The sequence below is a fragment of the Rhodococcus sp. T7 genome (assembly GCF_009872365.1).
Taxonomy (GTDB): Bacteria; Actinomycetota; Actinomycetes; order Mycobacteriales; family Mycobacteriaceae; genus Rhodococcus_F.
The window spans coordinates 1-20307 of the sequence record NZ_WXYH01000036.1 but is presented as its reverse complement, the minus strand read 5'-3'; the positions used below and the strand labels follow the sequence as shown (position 1 = coordinate 20307).

Sequence of the window (20307 nt, the reverse complement as noted above, 5' to 3'; positions counted from 1 at the left end):
GTCGAACAGTTGATGAGAACCGACCACAAACCCCCAGGACAGACCACGAAAGTCGAACTTTTAGGCGGGAACCTACAGTTGTTTACCGCGGTAAACAACAGACAAAACGGACATTTCCCGGGGTGGGTGTCGCTTGCAGGCTTGGTCAGGTTCGTTGGGTAAGCACGGCGAGAAGGGTCCGAAGACCATCGCCGTCGAGGTACTCGACCAGCGCTTCCGCGAGAACTGCGGGGTCGGCATCCAGGCGCCGGAAGGTGCGGGTCACCTTCGCCGCGGTCACGGGCACCCGTTCCGCTGGCCCGGGACCGTCGTCAGTGGAACCTGAATCTGACTCAGCACTATGGTGACGCGTGCGTTCGGTGTTCCATGCCTCAACTTGATCCTCCGGCGGGACTTGCGCGAGTGATCGAGCGGTGCGGATCGCGAGTTCACCATTGCGCAAGGCGGTTTGGAGTTCTGGGGTGAGTTGGAGCAGAGACCGCCGTTGGGAGATCCACCCCTTGGACTTGGCGAGCTTCATAGCTGCCTTGTCGACGGTCCCGCACTCGCTGATGAGGAGCTCGATGGCCTTGGCCTCTTCGATGACGTCGAAGTCGCGGCGGCCGACGTTTTCGATGACCGCCGCAGCGAGCAGGGTGACACGGTCCTTGGCGACCTCGTCCTTGACGACGATGTCGAGCGAGGGGCGGCCGAAGTTGGCGGCGGCGGCGAGGCGCCGACAGCCGTTGATCACCACCCACCGCGCCAGCCCGATCTCGGCTTCGTCCTCCGGATACAGCCGCAGGTAGGCGTCCCGGGTGACCACCAGGGCAGGTTGGAGTTGGGTGCCGGTGATGGAGACCAGATCGTTGAGGTCGCCGAGGTCATCACGCGGGTTGCGCGGGTTCGGTGCCAGCTCGCTCAACGGAGCACTGGTCGGTGTCGCGGGCGGGGTGGGCCGGTCGACGGGCGAGTTGTCACCGACGGCGCCGGCGAGGGTCGCCAGGTTGGTACGTGTTCCGCGTGCCATCACCGACCACCGTCGATTCGCAGCTCGAGGGCGAGCCGGTAGAAGTCCTCCCGGGCCTGCAGCGCTACCCGGTTGGCCGGGTACTCCGTTACGACCAGGCCGTCGGCGCTGGCCCGAGTGTGCAGTTTGTAATGCCGGATGACGGTCTTGGCGAGCGGCCATTTGTTCGCGCGGACGAAGTCCTTGGTCTCCTCGAGGTCGAGTTTGCCGTCGCGGGGATCCCAGTTGTTGATCACCACGCTGTAGGGAATGCCGCGGGGCTCGAGGATCTTTCGGATCGTGCGTGCGGTCGGGTCGAACGAGAGTGGTTCGGTTTCGATCGGCACGATGACGTGATCAGCGACCTCGAGGACCGTCCGCAAGGCGTCGGCGGCGGGTCCGCGGCCGAGCGGGTCGGAGGTGTCGTCGGCGGCGTTGAGGTCGATCCAGCCGGGGGTGTCGACGTAGACATGGCGGATGCCGGGCAGCTGACCCAACTGGCGTAGTCCGTTGAGGTCATCGTGCGCCTGGACGACGTGGAATGGCAGGTTGTCGAGGCGGTCGGCCCACCAGATCGCCGAGCCCTGGGGGTCGACGGAGACCGCGGCGACGGGGGAGGTGGCGTCGGGATCGTCGTCCTGGTTGAGAACGTCGGCGGTGACGGCGGCGAGATTGACGGCGAGGGTGCTTTTTCCGACGCCGCCCTTCTGATTGAGAAGGACATGAATGGTCATGGGACCCTTTCCGTTTGCTTCACCCACCTGGTGTGGGCTACTTCGGACGGGTATGCACGGTACGGCACCGCGGCGGTGGAACGGTGCCGACACGCGGGGTGTCATGCAGGCTGAGCGCAAGGTATCGGGCCGATCGTCGTTGGCCGCGCGCTAGCGTCGCGGATGCCGGTTGCGCGGCATCTCTTCGAAAGGTCTCGCCGGCGCGACACGCGCCTGACGCAGCCGACGCGATACTCGGAATGCCGTTCGAGCCCCGGCCCGCACTGCCGGTGCCTTCGCCGGGGGCGACTTGCCGAGTGCTGTGCGTCGCGTGTTTACCGCGGTAAACAAACAAGACCAATCGGTCTGGTTTGTTTACCGCGGTAAACAACGGACAAAACGGACATTGGGGCCCGGGTGGTGGGGTGGTCGGTGTGTCGCGCTATCTGGCGGCGACCGTGACGTTGCCCCGGGCGGGGCCGAAGATGGTGACACCACGTGCGGCCGCGGCGTGCGCGTTGCCGTGCAGCACGATGCGGGTGCTGTCGGTGGCGTGTACCTGCGCGTCGCCGTGTGCGTGGACGGCGGCGTGGTCGTAGGCGTAGACGGTGGTGTTCTCGCCGGCGTAGATGTGGGCGTGGTCGACGGCGGAGACGGCGGCGCGGTTGTGTGCGGTGACCCGGGTGTGATCGAAGGCGTCGACGGTGGCGGTGGTGTACGCGTGGGCGCGGACGTGGCCGAAGAGTTGGGCGTGGGCGGCGCCGGTGATCACGATCGCGGGACCGCGTTGTTCCGACCGCACGGTGGTGTCGGTGATCTGCACGCGGGATGAACCTTCGACGCGCAGGGTGAGGCCGTCGGGAAGATCGTGCAGTTCGATAGTGGTTTCGGGTGGGCTGTCGAGGATCACGGTTTTCGCGCCGGTCGCCAACCGGGTGTGCACGTCGTGCGCTGTGCGGCAGGGACTGCGGCGGGCGTGCGCGGACGCGGATCTCATGGCGCCAATCTAACCCGGCGACCGTGCTGTTTTCGGCTGGGCCGTGGTGGTGTCGGAAATGGAGAGGGCAATGCCGTGCTGGGCGAACGCCGTACGCAACCGCAGCACAGCGGCCTCGGTGCGACATCCGTTGCGGGCGAGCGCGAACAGCGCCTGCGCGGCCGCGGGGTCCTGCCGGGCCGCCGCGATCGCTGCTTCCATGCTCGAGTGCACGCGCGCCCACAGCGCCGCGGTCTCGTCGCTGGACACCGGGTGCACCGAGCGGGGTGGTGACGGGCGGCGGGTGAGCCGGCCACCGAAGACGGTCGTCGACGGCCAGGGGCACAGCAGGGGCCCGTGGGTACCTCGCGCGGTGATCGTTCCGGCGCCGAGTAGGTCGATCGCGACGGCGGCCGCGGCGAGCAGGTGTGCCTGCGTCGCCCAGTCCAGTTCTTCGAAGGTGGTGGTCAATACCCGATGGGGTCTGCGGCCGACGCTGGTCCAGATGCGGCGCAGGTCATCGCCGCCGGGCCCGGCGGCGCGAAACGGGGTGCACAGTTCGTCGAGCAACGTTCGCAGCATGCGGAACCAGACCGCGGCGTGCACCGCCCGCCGCCGCAGGGTGACGGTGCCGGCGCCCAGCGCCTGGGCGATGAGTGCGTCCAGGCCGGCTTCGGGTGCGGTGGTCGCCCGGGTGACCGATTCGGCGGTCTCCCAGCGCGCCAGCGGGTGCGGGATGGCGTTACAGGATTCGAGCCGGCGGTGGTGGGCGGGGCACCCGAGTGTCAGCGGCAACTGCCCGATCAGGGGGATCGACCACGGACCGGACGGCGCGACGCAGTCCGGGCATGCGCGGTAACTGCGGTTCGCGCTCACCCAGGGCCGCCACCGAGCAGAGGCGGGGGCGCGGACGGCTGAATCGCGCCGATCGGTGGGGAGCAGGACCGAGAGTTGATGGACGTAGGTGGGAAACGAACATCGGTCCGGGTCGGGGTTGTCGAGCAGCCACGGAGCCCATCCGGCCAGGCTCATCGGGCGCAGCCGATCCAGGGGGAGGCCGCTGCGGGTGGAGATGGTGTCGAGTACGGCCGGTGGTGGGTCGTCGTCGAGTTCTCTCGCGGTCAGGCCGCGGTGGTTGAGGTCGTGTTCGAGGAGTTCGTCGAGGCTCAGGGAATGCAACTGCGCGATTCGGTACAGCCAGGAGGAGAGCGCTTCCCCCGGCTGGGGTGGTGGGTGTAGCGGCCATTTTCCCGTGCGGGTCACAGCAGTTCGCGTTCGAACTGGCGGCGGCGGTCGCTCGGACCGGTGTAGTCGGCGACGGTCAGGGCGCAGCGGTTGATCGCTTCCTCCCCGGTTTCCACGGCGGCGACGGCGGCCGCGGTCAGCAGCATGGCGAGCTCACCGATGGTGCCCTCGCAGCGGGAAAGGAGGTATCCGGTCATCTCGTCGCCGCTCAGATGCGAGCGGGCACGCAGCGGATAGCTGGCGGCGAAACTGGCGAGCAGGGACCGGGTGACGGGGTCATCGCCCCACGGCGGCAGGGAGATCGGCAGGAACCGGTTCTCGAGTTGGTCGTCGGTGCGGATCGCCAGATACGCCTCGCGGGTGCCGACGCCGACGAGGGGGATTTTCAGTTCGTTGCCGAGATAGCGGAGCAGGTTCAGGAATTCGCGGCGGACGTTGTCACGGCCGGCGAGGATGTTGTGAATCTCGTCGATCACCAGCAGCTGCACTCCAGTGCGGCGCAGCAACGTGAGGGTGAGCTGTTCGAGTTCGGCGATCCGCCGGTGCGGACGCAGCGGGGCTCCGAGGGCGGCGAGCACCGCGACGTAGAACCGGCTGATCGAGGGGTCCGAGGGCATCTGCACACACAGGACGGGGATCTGTTCGGCGTCGTCGCCGCTGACCGGCGGATGCTGGCGGCGGAACTTCTCGACGATCATCGACTTGCCGTTGTTGGTCGGCCCGATGATGAGCAGGTTCGGCATTCGTTGCCGGGCCGGCCATTTCAACAGGATGTCGAGTTGCTCCACGGCCGCGCGGGCGCGGGGATAGCCGATCCACCGTTCGGCGCGGATGTGCCGGATCCGCTCCTCGGCCGGTAGGGCGGCGACCGGACGGACCGGTGCGTGCAGGTGCTCGAAATCTTCCGGTGCCGCGGTGTCGACCATCTCTCACCATTCTTCGATGTCGTCGAACACGGCCACCGGGACGCCGGCTCCGGCGGTGGGACCAGGGTCTGGTGGTGGCTGCATCCGGGCAGCGGGTACGGGTGGGCGCAGGTGGCGGCGGCGTTCGGTGTTGCGGCGGGCTGTACGGGTGGCTTTGCTTGCGGTGGCGGTGATCTCACGCATCGTGTCGAGCATCCGGAACAACGCCGCCTCGTCGACTTCGGTGCGCCCCCGCTCGCGCAGACGGGTGATCGCGGCACGGTGTTCCCACAGGGTGATCGACGGTCGGGACAGAGTGCGGTAGGGCACCTCCAGATAGGTGGTGCCGTCCGGGTCGAGCACCCAGATGCGGCTCAGATCGCGGGGGTCGCGCCGGAGGACGAACTTGCCGCACTGTTCTCGGCGCGCGACCCACGGCTTGAGGGCGGCGGAGAAGTAGTGGATGTGGTCGACGACGAATCCGGTGCGGGTCAGTCGGCGCCGGAGCACCGGCAGGAAGTCGATCAGGAACACCGCCCGGTTCGCCGACACCGGTGGGGGAGCGGGCAGGGCGGCGATGCCGTCCGCCCACCGCCCGGCGGGGGTCTGACCAAGTCCGGTGTGGACGGTGCCGTGATACGAGCCGACTGCCAGGGTCAGCCAGCGTTCGAGCTCCGTCAGGGTCAGTGCCGCGGCGGTTTCGGAGTCGTAGGTCCCACGGTCGGTGGGATTGGAGAAGGTGGTGCCGGGCAGCTCGTGTACCCGGGTCATGGCGGTGCCGATGAGGCGTTCGATGATGCCGCCGTAGTGCGGGCGGCCGAGTGGCCGGTAGTTGGGATCGATGCCGTGCTGTTGGCAGCCGCGGTGCAGTGCTTCGCTGTGGAACTCGGCCGCGTTGTCGAGGTACAGGTGGCGTGGTTTTCCGCTCATGGGCCAGGTCATCTGCTCGCCGACGCCGAGGCTGTCGAGCCAGGGCCGTTTGTCGCAACACACCTGCCCGAGACACAGTCCCACCGATACCGCGGACGGCGGCTCGAGGGTGAGGACTAAGCCCAGCACACACCGGCTGAACACGTCGATCGCAGCCGTGAGGTAGGGCCGTCCGATGGGTTGTCTATCGCGTTCGTCGACGACCATCACATCAACCACGGTGTGATCGATCTGTACCTGCTCGAGCGGCGTATCGATACTCGGGGCGGTGCCGCCAGCGGACCGCCGACTGCGCGCGGCGGGGGAGTCGGTACCCTCCCGCTTCCGTGCAATCTCGCCCGGATGCAATGCAGCGATGCGCGCCGCCACCGTGTTGCGGGCCGGCACCGGCAACTGCTGCCGCACGCAGGCACCCACGATGGCCCGATAGACCACTGCCACGGAAGGCTTCTGGCGCTTGAGGTACATCCTCGTCAGGTGATCGGCGATCACCTCTTCCACCGCCTCGGGCAGGCGGCGCGCACCGCGGCCGCCGGACGAGCGGCCAGGAAGCAGATCGGTGACCGTGCCCGCCCCCTTCCGGAAGCGATGCACCAGCGCATATACCTGCCGGCGTGACAATCCCAGCCTCACCGCTGCCTCATCGGCCGCGGCGTGGCCGATCGCGTCCAGCGCGGCCAGCGGGGCGATCACCGTGAACCGCGCACACGCGCAATCCCATTCAGGTTCCGTGGCAGTCAGCACACCAGTCTCGGTGACCGCAGGTCCCGCAGTCACCGCACATCCCACCTCACCTGGTGCCACTGCTCGACGCTAGTGGCCGAGACCGGCGATCGGCAGCGCTATCGGCAAATCACGGATCGGCCGGAGATGGTGGTTGCGCGGCTCCGGGTTTGGCATGTGGATGGCGGCGGGGGACCCGCAATCTGTGGATCCGGGATATGCCGCAGAGAGCGGGTGGCCGGCGGTGTGGGCCCCGACCCCCAGTCCTGGCTGCTCTTCCCGACATGACGCTGCACCCGACCGCGGTCAGGGCGTACCCGACCGGGCCTCGAGATACGAATGCTGTTCACTGCCGACGGCGCTCTCGCCGTGCTTGCCCGGCACGAGGCCCGGGCCCTGACCGACCGCGGCCATCGGCCCAGCATCAGATTCACTGAGCCAGGCATCAGATAGACCGTCGGTCGCGTCAGGTCAACTGAGTCGGCATCAGATGTACCGAGCCGGGACATCGAAATCACCGCCCTCATGTCCGTTTTGTCTGTTGTTTACCGCGGTAAACAACAGACAAAACGGACATGCTGCGAGTGTTCAGTCCGATTCGAGGACGGAGAGCAAGTCGGCCAGGAGTTGGTCGGCGCGGTCCTCAATGTCACCGAGAATGTCGGTGACGCCGCTCATCGCGGTGTGCGCGTTCGCGCGAGCGCGAATGCCGCGCTCGTAATAGTCGCCGTCGAGGATGATGTCCTGCGCCTCGGTCGGCGCAGGCGTCTCCCGGGCCGTAACAGGCCGTCGGCGCACCCGATCATGGGTGGGCGCATGGCCGGTCAAGTGGGCTCGGACGACGGTGCCGACGGACTGCCCAGTCAGCGTGGTCGCGACGTACGGAGTGTGGCCCCATCGATCGATCGGGGTCAACAGTGGTCGATCGTCCCGGCGGGCCGTCGCCGCGTGCGCGGTCAGGTCCGCACCCCGGCCCAGGGACTGCGCCAGCAATGAGGTGCTGGGGTAGCGGTCGAGGAAACCCAGGACCTCGAGCCACCTGTGGTAGACCGCGACCACATCTGTGGTCGGCAGGTGGAGTCGGCGGGGGCCATCCTCGTCGAGGTGGATCAGCAACGTATCGGTGTGGACGCTGATCTGGTTTCGGCGCAGGCGGGCGATCTGCTCGAAGCGCAGTGTGGCGGCGAGGGCGAGGAGGAGGGCGTCGCGGCGCCCGAAGAGACCGGCCGGCGAGCCGGTGAGCGGCAGCTGCGCTATTCGATTGGCGATTGCCGCCGCAGCGCGCTCGCGCCTTGCCGTGCGCCCGGCATCGAGCAGGTCGCGGACGAGTTCGCTGCGCCCCGGTTGCGGCAGGCCGGCTCGGCGGTGCGCGGCGTTGATCACGCCGACCCGGCGCCGTTGCGTTCCGGGGGCAGTGGGGTGCTCGCCGAGGAACATCGCCACGGTCACCGGGTCGGTGGGCAGCGGTGCGAGGTCGACGGCCGTGCACCAGTCGGTGAACAATCCCCACACGTGCTGAGACGCCCGGTCCATGCGGTGTTCGGGCCTGTCGCCACGCTCTGTCCGTGCCGTCCGCCCGTCGGTCTCCGCCCCCGTAGGTCGTGCGGGATCGGGCGGCGAATGGTCCGGGCGGGGGGCGAGATGCATTCTGGAATCATGCCGAACCTGTCGGACACAGCACGGTGCGACCGCAACCCGTGATGGGGCGCCGTCTCTTTTGTGACTCGTCTGCGGTCGTGGAATGCGTTCGTACCTTTGGTGCTTACGGGTGTCGTCGTAGCCGATTCCCGCCGGGTTGCTAGGGTCCTGGTGTAGCCATCTCATTGCGGTGGGATCGGAAGTGAGCTGCAGGATTACTCGCCGGACGACGAGGCCTGTGGCTCGCGTCGTGTCCGGCTCAGATCGCCCAGGTCGGGTTCCGTCTTCGGCCGGCCCACGGTGTTCTCGTCGGGGCGCGCAGGAGCGCATCGGCTGCCACCGGTGTCGTGGGCGACGCTGGTGGATCAAACGCTTTTCGTGCAGGTCATGTGTGCCGCGGTTGCATCGACGGATCCGGCACCGACATAATTCGGGTGCCCGACGCAGTAGCCGAGGGAAGTGGTTCGTGTAGGAGGTCTCCGGGGCGTAAGCACCCCTGTAGGCAGCCCCACCCAGCGGTTTCCAGCCTTGCGTGCCCACATACGACGAATGCCCTTCGGCGCTGAGGGTTCTCGTGGTTCAGACCCGGTCCGGCGCAACCCGGGGCGCCATCGCCCGCGCACAAGCTGCCGCCGTGGCGCGGCGTTGGCTGACCGCCGTCCACCCGGGATCGAAGTGCCTGTTCAGGAGGCGAGCAGCGGACCATACTTCTGGCGGGCTGCCTCCCCGGACGTGCCGACCTCGGCGCCGATCGTCGACCAGGGCAGGCCGTGCTTTCGGGCCGCGACGATGTGGTCGACGAGCTGACGCTCGGCTTCGGCGCGGGCGACTACGGCGGCGCGCAGCTCGGCGAGCGCGGCCGGGTCCCGGCGGTCCCCCTCTCGGGGTTCGTAGTCCTCGAACCGCTTCGCGAGTTCGTCGGCGTGCGCGAGGATGTCCTTCGTTGTGCGTGGCATAGTCATCACCTCAGGTAGCTTGGTCGGGCCTTCATGGCGTGGACGATCACGTGGGCGTCGGTGCTGGTGACGTAACCGATCTCCAGCAACGTCGCGTCGAGCGCTGGTCCGACGAGCATGATGAACCCCTCGCCGAGATCGAACGCGGTGATCGCGTTATTGAATGCGTGCACCATGTCGCCGGAGTCGATCCCGTGCTTGTAGGCGCTCTCGGCGATGACCGGCTCCGACTGCATTATTCCAAGTTACCTTGCCACTCGACGGACTGCAAGCTAACTTGCCGTCTTGATGCTGACTGCACCCCAGGCCTCGCCCTGCCTCGGTACCAGATCCACGCCTCCTTCGCCGGATAGCCGTCGGTCCTTCAGTCGGTCGTGGGGATCCGGAGCGGGGCTGCCTCAGGTTCCCAGTGGGTGCCGGTCCCTCACCAGAGGGTGAGGGGCAATCCCGCCGCTTCGGCGCTTCTGATCCGCTGTTCGATACTGTCCGCATTGTCGCCGCTGGCAAGGCCATTCCGGATCGCGGTGGCGATGGCACGGGTGCGCCCGGCCTGGCCGCGGACGTCGGCGAGGGGACTGGCGAGGTTACGCCGCCGCAGGTGGTATTCACTGCGGTTGACGGCGTTGGTGCCCAGTCGCATGTGCCGAGGATTCACGCAGCCGGCGAAGTCGCACTGGTGGCACAGCACGGCGTCGTCGGTGCCGGACCACCCCAGCCGCGGGATGACCCCGTACTCGAGCTGGTATGCGAAGAGGTGCGCGGGCACGGTGCCACGGCGAGACGCGCCGGGCAGGCTCGCGGCCCGAAAAGACCCGTGCCCGGTGGAGGAGACACTGCCCAGCCATGCCGTGCATCGGTTTGCTTCTCGCCGATAGCATTTGGCGACGAACCGGGCAACGACCGAGGGGTCGTCGAGCCAGGACCGCCACAGCCGTTCGGGGATCCGGATCGGCTGCGGCTGACCGAGCAAGGCGAGTTGCTCGGTCCCCGCTACCACCGGGTGTGCGGGCATTCCGGGAAGCGAAAGTACGTCGTCTACGACTGCCACACTGCTCTCCCCTCCGCGTCCGCGGTGCTGTTACCGGGAGGGTAGGGGCGGTGTCCGACACGAACCGTCCGGGTGGTCAGGGAACTATCCCTGCAGGCGGATGGGGCCGCTAGTGGCGCACGCAATCGGCTACGACTGGGCCATCAGATGCAGTTCCAACCCTGTTCGACACGTCAGAGGCCGATGTCGGTGACCGCGTTGGCGATCAGCGGCGCGTTGTCTCGGGTGTAGACCTCGATCATCGCCGGTGTGGTGTGCCCGGTCTGGCGCATGATCGCCTGCGCGCTCCGGCCGTTGCGGACGGCCTGGGTGACGAACCCGGCGCGCAGCGAGTGCCCACCGAGCTGGGCGACGACAGCGGGGTCGTACCCAGCCTGTCCGGCGCGGCGGCGGACAGCCTTATGAATCGCCGCTCCCGACAAGGCGGTCTCGGAGAGGTTCCCGTTCTTCTGGATCGACCGGAACAGCGGGGACCGTGCCCGCGTCCGCGGCACCGCACCTTTGCAGACGTGCCCGTCGAACGGTGGGGTGTTGCGCAGCAGCCGGATCACCCCGGGTCGGCCGTAGGTGTCGTGGGCGGCGAGTATCTGCGCCCACCGCAGGTAGGCACAGGGTGGGCAACTGGTGTGGGAGATGGTGAACGGCAACGCCCGCGTTGCGCCCTCGCCCTCCTGATCGGTCTTGGACCGCCGCAACCGGATGTGCACACCGTCCAGCCGATGCATGCTCGCATCCTCGCAGACCAGGTCGGCGAGGTCGCCGCGACGGAAGGCACCGGCGAACCCCATCAACAGCAGCGCGGTGTCGCGGCGCTCGAGCACCTCCGACGCCCACCCGGTAACAGCCTGGCGAGCCGCGGCGACGATGGTGACGACGTCATCGACCAGCAGCGGCGCGGCCTGGCGGCGCGGCCGGTCTCCGTTGTCGGCGTAGTCGCGGCGGATCCCGGACAGGGTGGCCGCGACGATCTCGTTGCCCCCGGGGGCGGGGTGCCCGGCACGGCGGTGGTGATGCCCAAGGGCGGCAACCCAGCGCGAGAGCGTCGCCGGGGCGTAGGCGCGGTCGCCGTCCTGGTCGTAGGTGTCGGCGGCGTCAATCAGATACGCGGCCACCACCATCGGGTGCGCCGGCAAGGAAGGGTGGCCGTGGGAGAAACACCACGTGACGAAACGATCCCAGTCCGAGGCGTAGCCGCGACGCGTGTTCTCCGCCCGCGACCGCTGTATGGCTCCGGCGATCCGCGCCGCCACCTCTTCCGGTACCACCGGCTCTGTGCCGGAAGAAGCTGTTACCGGGCCGCTGCGGGCCTCGTTCACCGGTTCGATCGTCACCGGCGCAGGTTATCCGAGCACACCGACACTCTGCAGAGCAAAAACGTGGTGACGTGGGGTTTCGGCGGGGACGGTGCGATAACTGAAATTATCGTCGCCGAGTGCGCACAAACCATGAGTGACGCGAAGCGAGTGCACGTAGTGCCGATTTTCGGTGTAGGAGGTGCAGGTTCCTGTGAAGTGACAGGCGAGTTGTCCAATTGACAACCTTTTGTCCAATCGTGCCTACGGGCTTGTCCAGCCACCGAACGACCGCCCCCTCATGAAAGCCCCGACCGGCACTCGCTGCCCTGTCATCGCCGCAGGTCCGGACCCCCTCATCCCCACACGAGGACGGCTCCGGCCGGGTCTTCCACGTTGGACAACATCACTGACGCGACGCGCACGGAGACCGACGTTTTTCGATCATTGGATTTGGCACACCGGCCCGGCATTCCAGCAACGCGGTGGACAACTACCTGGTCCGATTGGACATCTTCGGTGTCACTTCACAGTTCCGCGGAGCGGTGTCACTTTCCAATTTTCGTGTCACTCGCGTGTCACTTTCCAGGTTTGGTGTCACTCGGGTACGTGTCCCGGCCAGCGAGGTCGAGGTCACGTGTGTGCAGGACAACGGCGCTCCTGTCGCGACAACGGTCGCTGCCATGGACTTCCATCGAGTTGTTCGTGGTTTACCGCGATCATCGTCGGCGGCATTACGCGGGGCTGTTCTGGTCAGCCATCCAATCGTGACCATGTGCCCTATGAGAGTCGGGAGCCGATGTTTCGGGAGGGATGGCTACGGGCACGCCGAGGGCATGACGACCGAACACGGCCCCACACCCGTCTCCGCTTCCGGGTCGGCCGGGGACTGTCCGCTTCCGCCCCTGAGGTCCGGTGGCCGGTTGCACATCGTCGAAGGTCGGCCCTGGCGTCGGGCGCTCGACTGTGTGGCGGTTGGCGGCCGGGAGGGTAGAAGGCCATGGCACGGGGTGACGGACCTCGACGATCTGGATTTGCTGCTCGTTGTGCTCTCGACAGATCCCCGCATGGTGTTGTGCCTGGACGTTGCGGATGGAGATGCTGCCGAGCGCGGCGGCAACATCGTTGTGCACCCTCGCGAGACGGTGCTGTTCCGGCACGGCATTTTGTTCGACGCGGTGAAAAAGCGTTCCGGACTTCATGTTCGGATGTACGAGAGCTACACCGGGGTGGATGCGCATGCGATCTTGGATGTCCTCGATAAGGAGTATCACCTCGATATACCGTGGTTCACCCCCGCGCGTTGGCTCGACGGCCACGGAGTCGACTTCTAGCGGTGTGCCGATCGGGGAAGGGGCAGGAACCGAATACGCCGGAGTGGGGCCGCAGCCGGGTGCAGATGCTGGTCAGGCGCCGCTGTCGGGGAGTTCATTCGCGGTGGAGCGAGTCGACCGAGGGGTGAACGACCGGCGTTCTTGCCGGTCTTGATCTGCGCTCGGGGAACAGCGGAACAGCCGGAACAGCCGTTAGTGTTGAAATTGATCTTGGTCGACTTCGAGGTTGGGGCCGCGGCCGACTATGAGTGGTCTGGGCAAAGGAGCGTCGGGCTGATCTGCCATCCGGCGTCGGTGAGCCAGCGCTGGGTGATGTCGGGCAGGTGGGCGGGGTCGGAGACGTTGGCGAGGGACGCGGTGAGGATCGGGCCGTCGCCGCAGACGGCGCACGAGAGGCACGGTAGTCGACTTGCGCCATCAGGAGGGCTTCGTGGTGCGGGCCGCGCTGAGTCGGTCGGTGCCGCAACCGGGCGTCGACACTCTCATCCTGGTGCTTTCAGATGTCACCGAGCAGCTGTGGGACGGCGGACCGTCGGCCTCCTTCGACTGAACATCGGCGGTGTGCGACGGCATGCGTGTGCAGTCGCGGTGGTCGAGTGTTCGGATTCCGACAAGTTAGCTTTAGCAGACCCACCGTACATAGAACGGCCGTCGCGCTTTGATCCCGACGTCGTCCACGGAAGACAGGCGGGCGGTCTGCCCGCTGGGAAGGGCCACGATGTGTCGATGTCCGGTAGGCGCAGCGGTCAGATCGACCGCATGGTCTAGCAACGCGGCCTGATCTTGGGTATCCAATGCCCGGCGCAGTCGCCGGTTCATCAGGACGACATCGTCGCCGAGGGCCAGCACCCCGGTCTGCGGTGCGCGGCGATAGGCCTTCAGGTAGGCGTCGAGCAACGCGAGCTGCTCCGCGCTGGCCTGGGCGAGCAGCCGCCCCGCTATCTGGGCGGTGGCCGACCGGGCCAGTGTGGCCAGCAACGGTCCGCCGTCCTCGACCCAACCGGTGAGATCGAGCGCACCGACGAGGGCGCCGGATACCGGGTCGTGGATCGGGACACCGGCGCACGCCAGTTCCCCGAAGCAGTCGGCATAGTGTTCGGCGCCCGCGACGAGGGTGGGCTGGCCCGTCTCGAGAGCGGTGCCAATCCCGTTGGTGCCGGCGAATTTTTCCGAGTAGCTGAAGCCAGGCGCGAGGTTGACGTCGTCGAGTGCCTGATTGAGTTGTCGGCTGGCGGTGATCCTGGTCAGTATCACGCCGTCGGCTGAGGTCAGGATCACGCTGACCGGCTCGTCGACCAGCCCGTCTGCCAGTTGTTGCAGCACGGGGGCGGCCGCTGCGACGAGGGGGCTGTCCAGATCCGGTTCGCGGACGAAGGGGAGCTCGATATGCTCGGGTAATACTTTGAGCGACTTTGATCGCTGCCACGAATACGAGATGGATTCCCGAACCGAGCTGTCGAGATCGTGCTCGACGAGGAAACGATCCCGTGCTCTCTGGAGGTCCTTGGTGGTCATGGCTGGTCATCGCCCTGTTCTTTCACCGGTTACATAGACGAGCCTACGTGGGGTGAGAAACGCCTGAAAGGGCCGTGGCCGGATGTAGGTGCTGGTCAGGCGCCGCTGTCGGAGAGTGCGGTAGAGCGAGGCGATCGAGGGTGACGGCCGGCGTTCTTGCCGGTCTTGATCACGAGCTTCTCGGCGATGTCGGACGTGGGGGTGCCTTTGTCCTTCAGGGCGCGGGCGAAGATCAGCATGTCGTCGCCGATGACCGTGGGCCGTCCGCCGTGGTGGCCCTTCGCGGCGGCGGCCTGGTGTCCTTCGAGGGTCTTCTCGCGGATGTAGTTGCGGTCGAGCTGGGCGGCGACGGCGAGCACGGCGAAGAGCATGGCGCCCATGCCGTTGGGGTCGTAGATCCCCGCCAGCGGACCGGTGCGATCAGTCAGTCATGCTCGAATGACACGAAGACCCGGTGATCGTCTGCTTCCAGGATGTGACCGGGCAACTGTGGGGCGGCGGCGGCAGTGCCCTCCGCGCTTCGAGTGAGGCACGGCCTGTGCGGGTATCCGCTTGTGCGATCTTCGGCGACGTGCGATCAGGACTGCCGCCCCTGCGTCTGCGCGACGATCCATGCCGCGATCTGAGTGCGGGAGGTGAATCCTAACTTCGAAAGGATGTGCTCCACGTGGCCCTGTGCGGTGCGTTGCGAAATGACGAGCTTGGCTGCGATCGCTCTGTTGGTGAGGCCTTCGGCGACGAGTTCGGCTACCTGCTGTTCCCGCCGCGTGAGAATCGTGGGCCCCGGCTCGACTGAGGTGTTGGGCGGGCCCTTCGCGTCGAGTGCGTAGTCGACGGCGTCTTCGAATCGCATCCCGAGGCCGTGCCGGAACTCCGTCTCGACCGCGCGGTCACCGATCGCCGGACGAGGCTTTTGCTCGAATCGGTCGCGTAGGACACGAAGATTCGGATAGATGGTGTACGGGCTACCGACCGTTTGGGCGAGAGCCTCGGTAGAACCCATCAGCTTGGCCGCGCGCTGGAGAGCTCCCTCATCCACAGCGATCCACGTGAGGACCTCCAGACACCCCGCAGCACTCGCGCGATCGTCCACCGAGAGCGCGAGCTGTAGCCCCCGCGTGAGAAGATCCTTAGCGCGGGAGTGCTCGCCCCGCTCCCAGGCACCCATCCCTAAACCCCACAGCGCCCATCCCCGGTAGATGGACTCGCCCCGCGATTCGGTGATCGTAAGGATCTCCTGGTGGCACTCCTCGCTCCGGATCCGGTTGCCGTCCGCGTGACTGGCCAGCGCGAGTCCGAACAGGGACCAGATCATGTACAGCAGGTTGCCGTCCGTGCGGAAAACCGCGAGCGAGGACTCGAAGTGTTCACACGCCGTCACGGAATCTCGGGTGATCAGCGCGTGATGGCCGACGGCCTCGGCCATGAGCGCCGTTGCGGTTCGATCGCCGAGCTGGCCCGCGAGGGCGCCTCCGCGCTCCGCATACAGTGCCGACGCCTCCGGGTCACCATGCAACCCGGACAGCACACTGAGCACATGCAACGCCTTGATCCGACCCACACTGGGTGTGCCGCCCTGAACGGCCAGAAGTTGTGCCAGCCAACGCATCCCCTCACGCAGTCGGCCCCGCACCCGCCAGTACGGGTACAACGCTGCCGCCATGCGCAGTCCCGCATCCGCCTCTCTCGGGCCGGTCAGGCAGAACTGCAGAGCAGCCCGGATGTTCGGTTGCTCTGCGTCGAGGCACCCGATCCACGCTACCTGCCGTGAACTGATCCAGTCGGACTCCGCCCGCAGCACCATGTGTTCGTACCAGTTCCGGTGCCGGCGCAACAGCGATCCGAACTCGCCGGTCTCCTGCAACCGTTCCGTACCGTAGTCACGCAGCGTCTCGAGCATCCGGTACCGCACCGCCCCCGCGGTGTCCGCTTCGCGAATCAGGATCGACTTGTCGATCAGCGAGCCCACCACATCCACAACCTCGTCCTCTGCGACGGTGTCGGTGCAGACCGCTTCGACGGCGTCGAGGTCGAAGCCGCCCGAAAACACCGCCAGCCGCCCCCACATCGCCCGCTCGGCCGGAGTGCACAACTCATGGCTCCAGTCGATGCACCACTGCAGAGTGTGCTGCCGGGCCGGCGCCCCCCGACTGTCCGAAGTCAGCACACCGAACCGGTCCGTCAGCCGCTGCAGGATCTGCTCCAGCGACATCACCCTCAGTCGTACTGCCGCCAGTTCGATCGCGAGCGGCAGACCGTCCAGGCGACGGCAGATCGCCGCGACCACATCCTGATTGTTCTCGGTGACAGCGAAGCCCGGGACCGCCATAGCCGCACGTTCGGCGAACAGGCTCACTGCCTCGTAGTGACCGAGACCCCCACCGGCCGCCGTTGGTTCCGGCATCGTCAGGGGCGGCACCCGGAGCACGGCTTCTCCGCCAATGCCGAGAGGTTCCCGGCTGGTCGCGAGAATCCGAAGTTCCGGGCATGCGCGGAGAAGGGTTACGGCGAGGTCTGCGACCGGTTCGACAAGGTGCTCGCAGTTGTCCAATACGAGCAGCGGTTTCCGCGCCGCGAGGTACTCGACGAGCAGCGTCTCGGGTGCGGCGTCCCGGCCCTCACGCAGGTCTACTGCCGACGACACTGCGTCGCCGACCGCGCCTGGGTCGTGCAGTTCGCCCAGCCCGACCAACCACACACCGTCGTCGAACGCGCGACCGGAATCGGCGGCGACCCGCAGCGCCAGCCTCGTCTTTCCCACGCCCCCGATGCCCGTCAACGTCACGAGCCGCGACACGGAGAGCAGCCGGCGAACCTCGGCGATCTCACGGCGTCGACCGACGAAACTCGTCAGTTCGTGGGGAAGGTTTCCCACGTTCGCTCTGCCGCCGGAAGGCATGAAGCCGTCACTTTCATCTCACGTACCCCTGCGGACCACGGTACCTCCGTTGCAGCGGCGCAATGCGGCTACCGATCGCCCTGAAACAGGCCATCGGCGGTTCGGCGCACTCCTTGGCGACCGAGTTACCGAGGACCCGCAGCGAGCGACCTTGACGATCGGTTTCCCGCTCTCCCGAAGATCCGAACCCTCAGTGCGGAACTCCGGGTCTGAGCTTTCGACGTCATCGACGAGGGTTCGGCCGCCGAGGCGCCTCTCGCCGATGCGGAGGAACAGATCGCACGGCACTCCGTCCGCTGAGCGTGATGATGGATGAATCGCTTTGTGTTGAGACGTGTTACGTGTCGATTCTCGAGATCAACATTCCTGTATGAGGTGCCGTGTTGGGTGCCTCGGCGACGTCCTCAGGGCGGAGCCCATCGGCGGTGATCCATCGTTCGGTCGCGTATGTCTGGGCCAGAGCAGCAAGAACCGATCGCGTCCTTGACAGCCTGTTGTGCGGGGCGATCGAGATGACTGCGACGACGGCGTGGATCAGAAGGGATGTCATTGGTGAATCGGTCCTGTTTGTCAGATGGTGGTTCGAAGCAGGTTTCGCCTGTGGACGGTTGCAGCTCTTACCGGCCGGGTTGCGACTGAGCGCCGAAGAGACCGTGTTGCGGCCGATGGCTCGGGTTTGCGGTGTCTGTTCTGGGCCGGAAAGGCCTAGGTTTTGAAGCTTGCGTGCCGCCCGCCACCTCCGCGGCATGGCGGACGGCACGCCCGCAGGACGGCGCGTCGAATCCCCTGTACCCAGTTCAGGGTCTTCTTCGGTGCGCGCCGCCGGGCATATGCACCACGTCCAGTCTGGATGATTCAGCAACCGTGGTCGACGCGCTCGCGCTGAATCGCCCCGCGGCACCGCGGTCGACATGCTTCCGGTACGCAGGTGACTGTGGTGAGTCCGTGGGGGATTGGTCCTCGATGGCTCCTATCTTCCACATGCGCTGGCCGGATGAGTATTCCCGGCTGGGAGCATCCCAGCACAGGCGGGTTCATGGGTGTCTCAATTTGATACGCCGACATCGCGGCGTGTTCGCACTCGATGTCGAATCCTCGGATCTTGCGCTTCATCGTTGCACGCGATATTCCGAGTGCGGCAGTGGCGGCGGTCTTTTCGCCAGGCATGCAGGGCGAGCACGTCGACTATCACATCGCGCTCGAGGCGCTGGCACTGCTCGTCGCCCGAGTTCCGGCGCATCACCGCCCGGCATTCGGCGATCGTGCGGAGCAGTGGGGCGGCCATCCGCCGGCGCGAGCAAGGGGCGACGGTCACCGCTCGCTGACACCGACGCCGGCGAGTGTGCCACCCACGAAGGTCGCTTCGGTCGGCCTTCACCGAGGCGAAACATTCTGTGGCGGTGATCCCATCGTCGATCTCCCGGTTGCAGGTCGGACCTGTCCTAGCGCCGGATCAGTGCCGGCACCCGACAAACCGTCTGGATGTGACTCCCGTCTCACACTGAGACGCTCGAGAGCTGGATTACGCGGTTCAATTCATTGCACAACGTCCCCACCGCCGGCACCCGGCCGGCACCCGATTCAGGAGGCGCACATTGAGTAGGCAAAGCCTGACAAAGGCCCACGCGAAGATCACCGAACTGTCATGGGATCCGACATTCGCAACCCCGGCCACCCGGTTCGGAACCGACTACACCTTCGAGAAGGCCCCCAAGAAGGACCCTCTCAAGCAGATCATGCGGTCCTACTTCCCGATGGAGGAGGAGAAAGACAACCGCGTGTACGGCGCCATGGACGGTGCAATCCGCGGCAACATGTTCCGCCAGGTGCAGCAGCGGTGGCTCGAATGGCAGAAGCTGTTCCTGTCGATCATTCCGTTCCCGGAGATCTCCGCCGCCCGAGCGATGCCGATGGCCATCGACGCCGTGCCCAACCCCGAAATCCACAACGGGCTTGCGGTACAGATGATCGACGAGGTTCGTCACTCGACGATCCAGATGAACCTCAAGAAGCTGTACATGAACAACTACATCGATCCCGCCGGGTTCGACATGACGGAGAAGGCGTTCGCGAACAACTACGCGGGCACCATCGGCCGGCAGTTCGGTGAAGGGTTCATCACCGGTGACGCGATCACCTCGGCGAACATCTACCTGACCGTGGTCGCCGAAACCGCGTTCACCAACACCCTGTTCGTGGCCATGCCCGACGAGGCCGCCGCCAACGGCGACTACCTGCTGCCGACGGTCTTCCACTCGGTGCAGTCGGACGAGTCGCGGCACATCTCCAACGGCTACTCGATCCTGCTGATGGCCCTCGCCGACGAACGGAACCGTCCACTGCTCGAACGCGATCTGCGGTACGCGTGGTGGAACAACCACTGCGTCGTCGACGCCGCGATCGGCACCTTCATCGAGTACGGCACCAAGGACCGCCGCAAGGACCGGGAGAGCTACGCCGAGATGTGGCGGCGGTGGATCTACGACGACTACTACCGCAGCTACCTCATTCCGCTCGAGAAGTACGGTCTGACGATTCCGCACGACCTGGTCGAGGAGGCGTGGAAGCGGATCACCGAAAAGGGCTACGTCCACGAGACGGCCCGGTTCTTCGCCACCGGCTGGCCGGTGAACTACTGGCGGATCGATGCGATGACCGACAAGGACTTCGAGTGGTTCGAACACAAGTACCCGGGCTGGTACTCGAAGTACGGCAAGTGGTGGGAGGAGTACAACCGGCTCGCCTACCCCGGCCGCAACAAGCCGATCGCATTCGAAGAGGTCGGGTACCAGTACCCGCACCGGTGCTGGACCTGCATGGTGCCCGCCCTCATCCGCGAAGACATGGTCGTGGAGAAGGTGGACAACCAGTGGCGGACCTACTGCTCGGAGACCTGCTACTGGACCGACGCCGTCGCGTTCCGTAGCGAGTACCAGGGTAAGCCGACCCCGAACATGGGACGGCTCACCGGGTTCCGTGAATGGGAAACCCTGCACCACGGCAAGGACCTCGCCGACATCGTCTCCGACCTCGGATACGTTCGCGACGACGGCAAGACCCTGGTCGGCCAGCCGCACCTCGATCTGGACGACCCGAAGAAGATGTGGACCCTCGACGACGTGCGGGGCAACACCTTCCAGAGCCC

At 66.5% G+C, this 20307-nt stretch carries 16 protein-coding genes and 1 pseudogene; 3 read left to right on the top strand and 14 right to left on the bottom strand.

Features of this window, described 5'->3' with window-relative positions; translation table 11 throughout:
• Positions 1–145: 145 nt before the first annotated feature.
• From MLGJGCBP_RS05625 to MLGJGCBP_RS05575, 11 genes are all read right to left on the bottom strand, one after another.
• Positions 146–1009, bottom strand: coding sequence for a ParB/RepB/Spo0J family partition protein (locus MLGJGCBP_RS05625; protein ID WP_160094383.1), 864 nt, complete (start codon positions 1007–1009; stop codon positions 146–148).
• Positions 1009–1722, bottom strand: coding sequence for a ParA family protein (locus MLGJGCBP_RS05620; RefSeq protein WP_072948795.1), 714 nt, complete (start codon positions 1720–1722; stop codon positions 1009–1011). Before MLGJGCBP_RS05620 ends, MLGJGCBP_RS05625 begins: the two co-directional genes overlap by 1 nt.
• Before the next feature lie 421 nt (positions 1723–2143).
• Positions 2144–2698 carry a hypothetical protein gene (locus MLGJGCBP_RS53140; protein WP_160094382.1) on the bottom strand — a complete coding sequence of 185 codons (555 nt, stop codon included), beginning with the start codon at positions 2696–2698 and terminating at the stop codon, positions 2144–2146.
• A 9-nt stretch (positions 2699–2707) separates the two neighbouring features.
• Positions 2708–3940, bottom strand: coding sequence for a TniQ family protein (locus MLGJGCBP_RS05610; protein ID WP_160094381.1), 1233 nt, complete (start codon positions 3938–3940; stop codon positions 2708–2710).
• A complete protein-coding gene (locus MLGJGCBP_RS05605) occupies positions 3937–4848 on the bottom strand; it encodes a TniB family NTP-binding protein (protein WP_160094380.1) in 912 nt (303 codons plus the stop codon). Before MLGJGCBP_RS05605 ends, MLGJGCBP_RS05610 begins: the two co-directional genes overlap by 4 nt.
• 3 nt (positions 4849–4851) lie before the next feature.
• The gene (locus MLGJGCBP_RS05600; RefSeq protein ID WP_160094379.1) at positions 4852–6534 is read right to left on the bottom strand and encodes a Mu transposase C-terminal domain-containing protein; all 1683 of its coding nucleotides are present in this window, start codon (positions 6532–6534) and stop codon (positions 4852–4854) included.
• A gap of 534 nt (positions 6535–7068) precedes the next feature.
• Positions 7069–8013 (bottom strand): hypothetical protein, encoded by a 945-nt coding sequence (locus tag MLGJGCBP_RS05595; RefSeq protein WP_236580937.1) that lies wholly within the window; start codon positions 8011–8013, stop codon positions 7069–7071.
• A 788-nt stretch (positions 8014–8801) separates the two neighbouring features.
• Complete coding sequence (locus tag MLGJGCBP_RS05590) at positions 8802–9074, bottom strand: hypothetical protein (protein WP_083395401.1); 273 nt, start codon at positions 9072–9074, stop codon at positions 8802–8804.
• A gap of 5 nt (positions 9075–9079) precedes the next feature.
• Entirely contained in the window at positions 9080–9310 is a 231-nt protein-coding gene (locus tag MLGJGCBP_RS05585) for a hypothetical protein (protein ID WP_160094378.1), read from the bottom strand.
• 188 nt (positions 9311–9498) lie between these two features.
• Positions 9499–10086 (bottom strand): hypothetical protein, encoded by a 588-nt coding sequence (locus tag MLGJGCBP_RS05580; protein WP_160094385.1) that lies wholly within the window; start codon positions 10084–10086, stop codon positions 9499–9501.
• A gap of 209 nt (positions 10087–10295) precedes the next feature.
• Entirely contained in the window at positions 10296–11453 is a 1158-nt protein-coding gene (locus MLGJGCBP_RS05575) for a site-specific integrase (protein WP_160094377.1), read from the bottom strand.
• Between the two features lie 971 nt (positions 11454–12424).
• Between MLGJGCBP_RS05575 and MLGJGCBP_RS05565 the strand changes: the two genes are divergently transcribed.
• Complete coding sequence (locus MLGJGCBP_RS05565) at positions 12425–12748, top strand: hypothetical protein (protein ID WP_236580936.1); 324 nt, start codon at positions 12425–12427, stop codon at positions 12746–12748.
• A 409-nt stretch (positions 12749–13157) separates the two neighbouring features.
• Positions 13158–13298 carry a hypothetical protein gene (locus MLGJGCBP_RS05560; protein ID WP_160094376.1) on the top strand — a complete coding sequence of 47 codons (141 nt, stop codon included), beginning with the start codon at positions 13158–13160 and terminating at the stop codon, positions 13296–13298.
• An 86-nt stretch (positions 13299–13384) separates the two neighbouring features.
• Here the strand turns inward: MLGJGCBP_RS05560 and MLGJGCBP_RS05555 are convergent.
• The 3 genes and pseudogenes from MLGJGCBP_RS05555 to MLGJGCBP_RS05545 all read right to left on the bottom strand — a co-directional run.
• Positions 13385–14263 (bottom strand): annotated as a pseudogene (locus tag MLGJGCBP_RS05555) (GAF domain-containing protein); the annotation flags it as partial.
• 95 nt (positions 14264–14358) lie between these two features.
• A complete protein-coding gene (locus MLGJGCBP_RS05550; RefSeq protein WP_236580935.1) occupies positions 14359–14643 on the bottom strand; it encodes a recombinase family protein in 285 nt (94 codons plus the stop codon).
• A 197-nt stretch (positions 14644–14840) separates the two neighbouring features.
• The gene (locus MLGJGCBP_RS05545) at positions 14841–17162 is read right to left on the bottom strand and encodes an ATP-binding protein (protein ID WP_160094374.1); all 2322 of its coding nucleotides are present in this window, start codon (positions 17160–17162) and stop codon (positions 14841–14843) included.
• A 1595-nt stretch (positions 17163–18757) separates the two neighbouring features.
• On the opposite strand from MLGJGCBP_RS05545, the gene MLGJGCBP_RS05540 reads away from it, so the two are divergent.
• Positions 18758–20307, top strand: a 1550-nt coding sequence (locus MLGJGCBP_RS05540; protein WP_160094373.1) for a methane monooxygenase, incomplete at its 3' end; no start/stop codon positions are given.

Coding starts and splice junctions, on each gene's coding strand:
- MLGJGCBP_RS05545 (WP_160094374.1), bottom strand. CDS start 17,162: ATGCCTTCCGGCGGCAGAGCGAACGTGGGAAACCTTCCCCACGAACTG.
- MLGJGCBP_RS05590 (WP_083395401.1), bottom strand. CDS start 9,074: ATGCCACGCACAACGAAGGACATCCTCGCGCACGCCGACGAACTCGCG.
- MLGJGCBP_RS05625 (WP_160094383.1), bottom strand. CDS start 1,009: ATGGCACGCGGAACACGTACCAACCTGGCGACCCTCGCCGGCGCCGTC.
- MLGJGCBP_RS05550 (WP_236580935.1), bottom strand. CDS start 14,643: ATGGGCGCCATGCTCTTCGCCGTGCTCGCCGTCGCCGCCCAGCTCGAC.
- MLGJGCBP_RS05580 (WP_160094385.1), bottom strand. CDS start 10,086: ATGCCCGCACACCCGGTGGTAGCGGGGACCGAGCAACTCGCCTTGCTC.
- MLGJGCBP_RS05585 (WP_160094378.1), bottom strand. CDS start 9,310: ATGCAGTCGGAGCCGGTCATCGCCGAGAGCGCCTACAAGCACGGGATC.
- MLGJGCBP_RS05605 (WP_160094380.1), bottom strand. CDS start 4,848: ATGGTCGACACCGCGGCACCGGAAGATTTCGAGCACCTGCACGCACCG.
- MLGJGCBP_RS05620 (WP_072948795.1), bottom strand. CDS start 1,722: ATGACCATTCATGTCCTTCTCAATCAGAAGGGCGGCGTCGGAAAAAGC.
- MLGJGCBP_RS05595 (WP_236580937.1), bottom strand. CDS start 8,013: ATGGACCGGGCGTCTCAGCACGTGTGGGGATTGTTCACCGACTGGTGC.
- MLGJGCBP_RS53140 (WP_160094382.1), bottom strand. CDS start 2,698: ATGAGATCCGCGTCCGCGCACGCCCGCCGCAGTCCCTGCCGCACAGCG.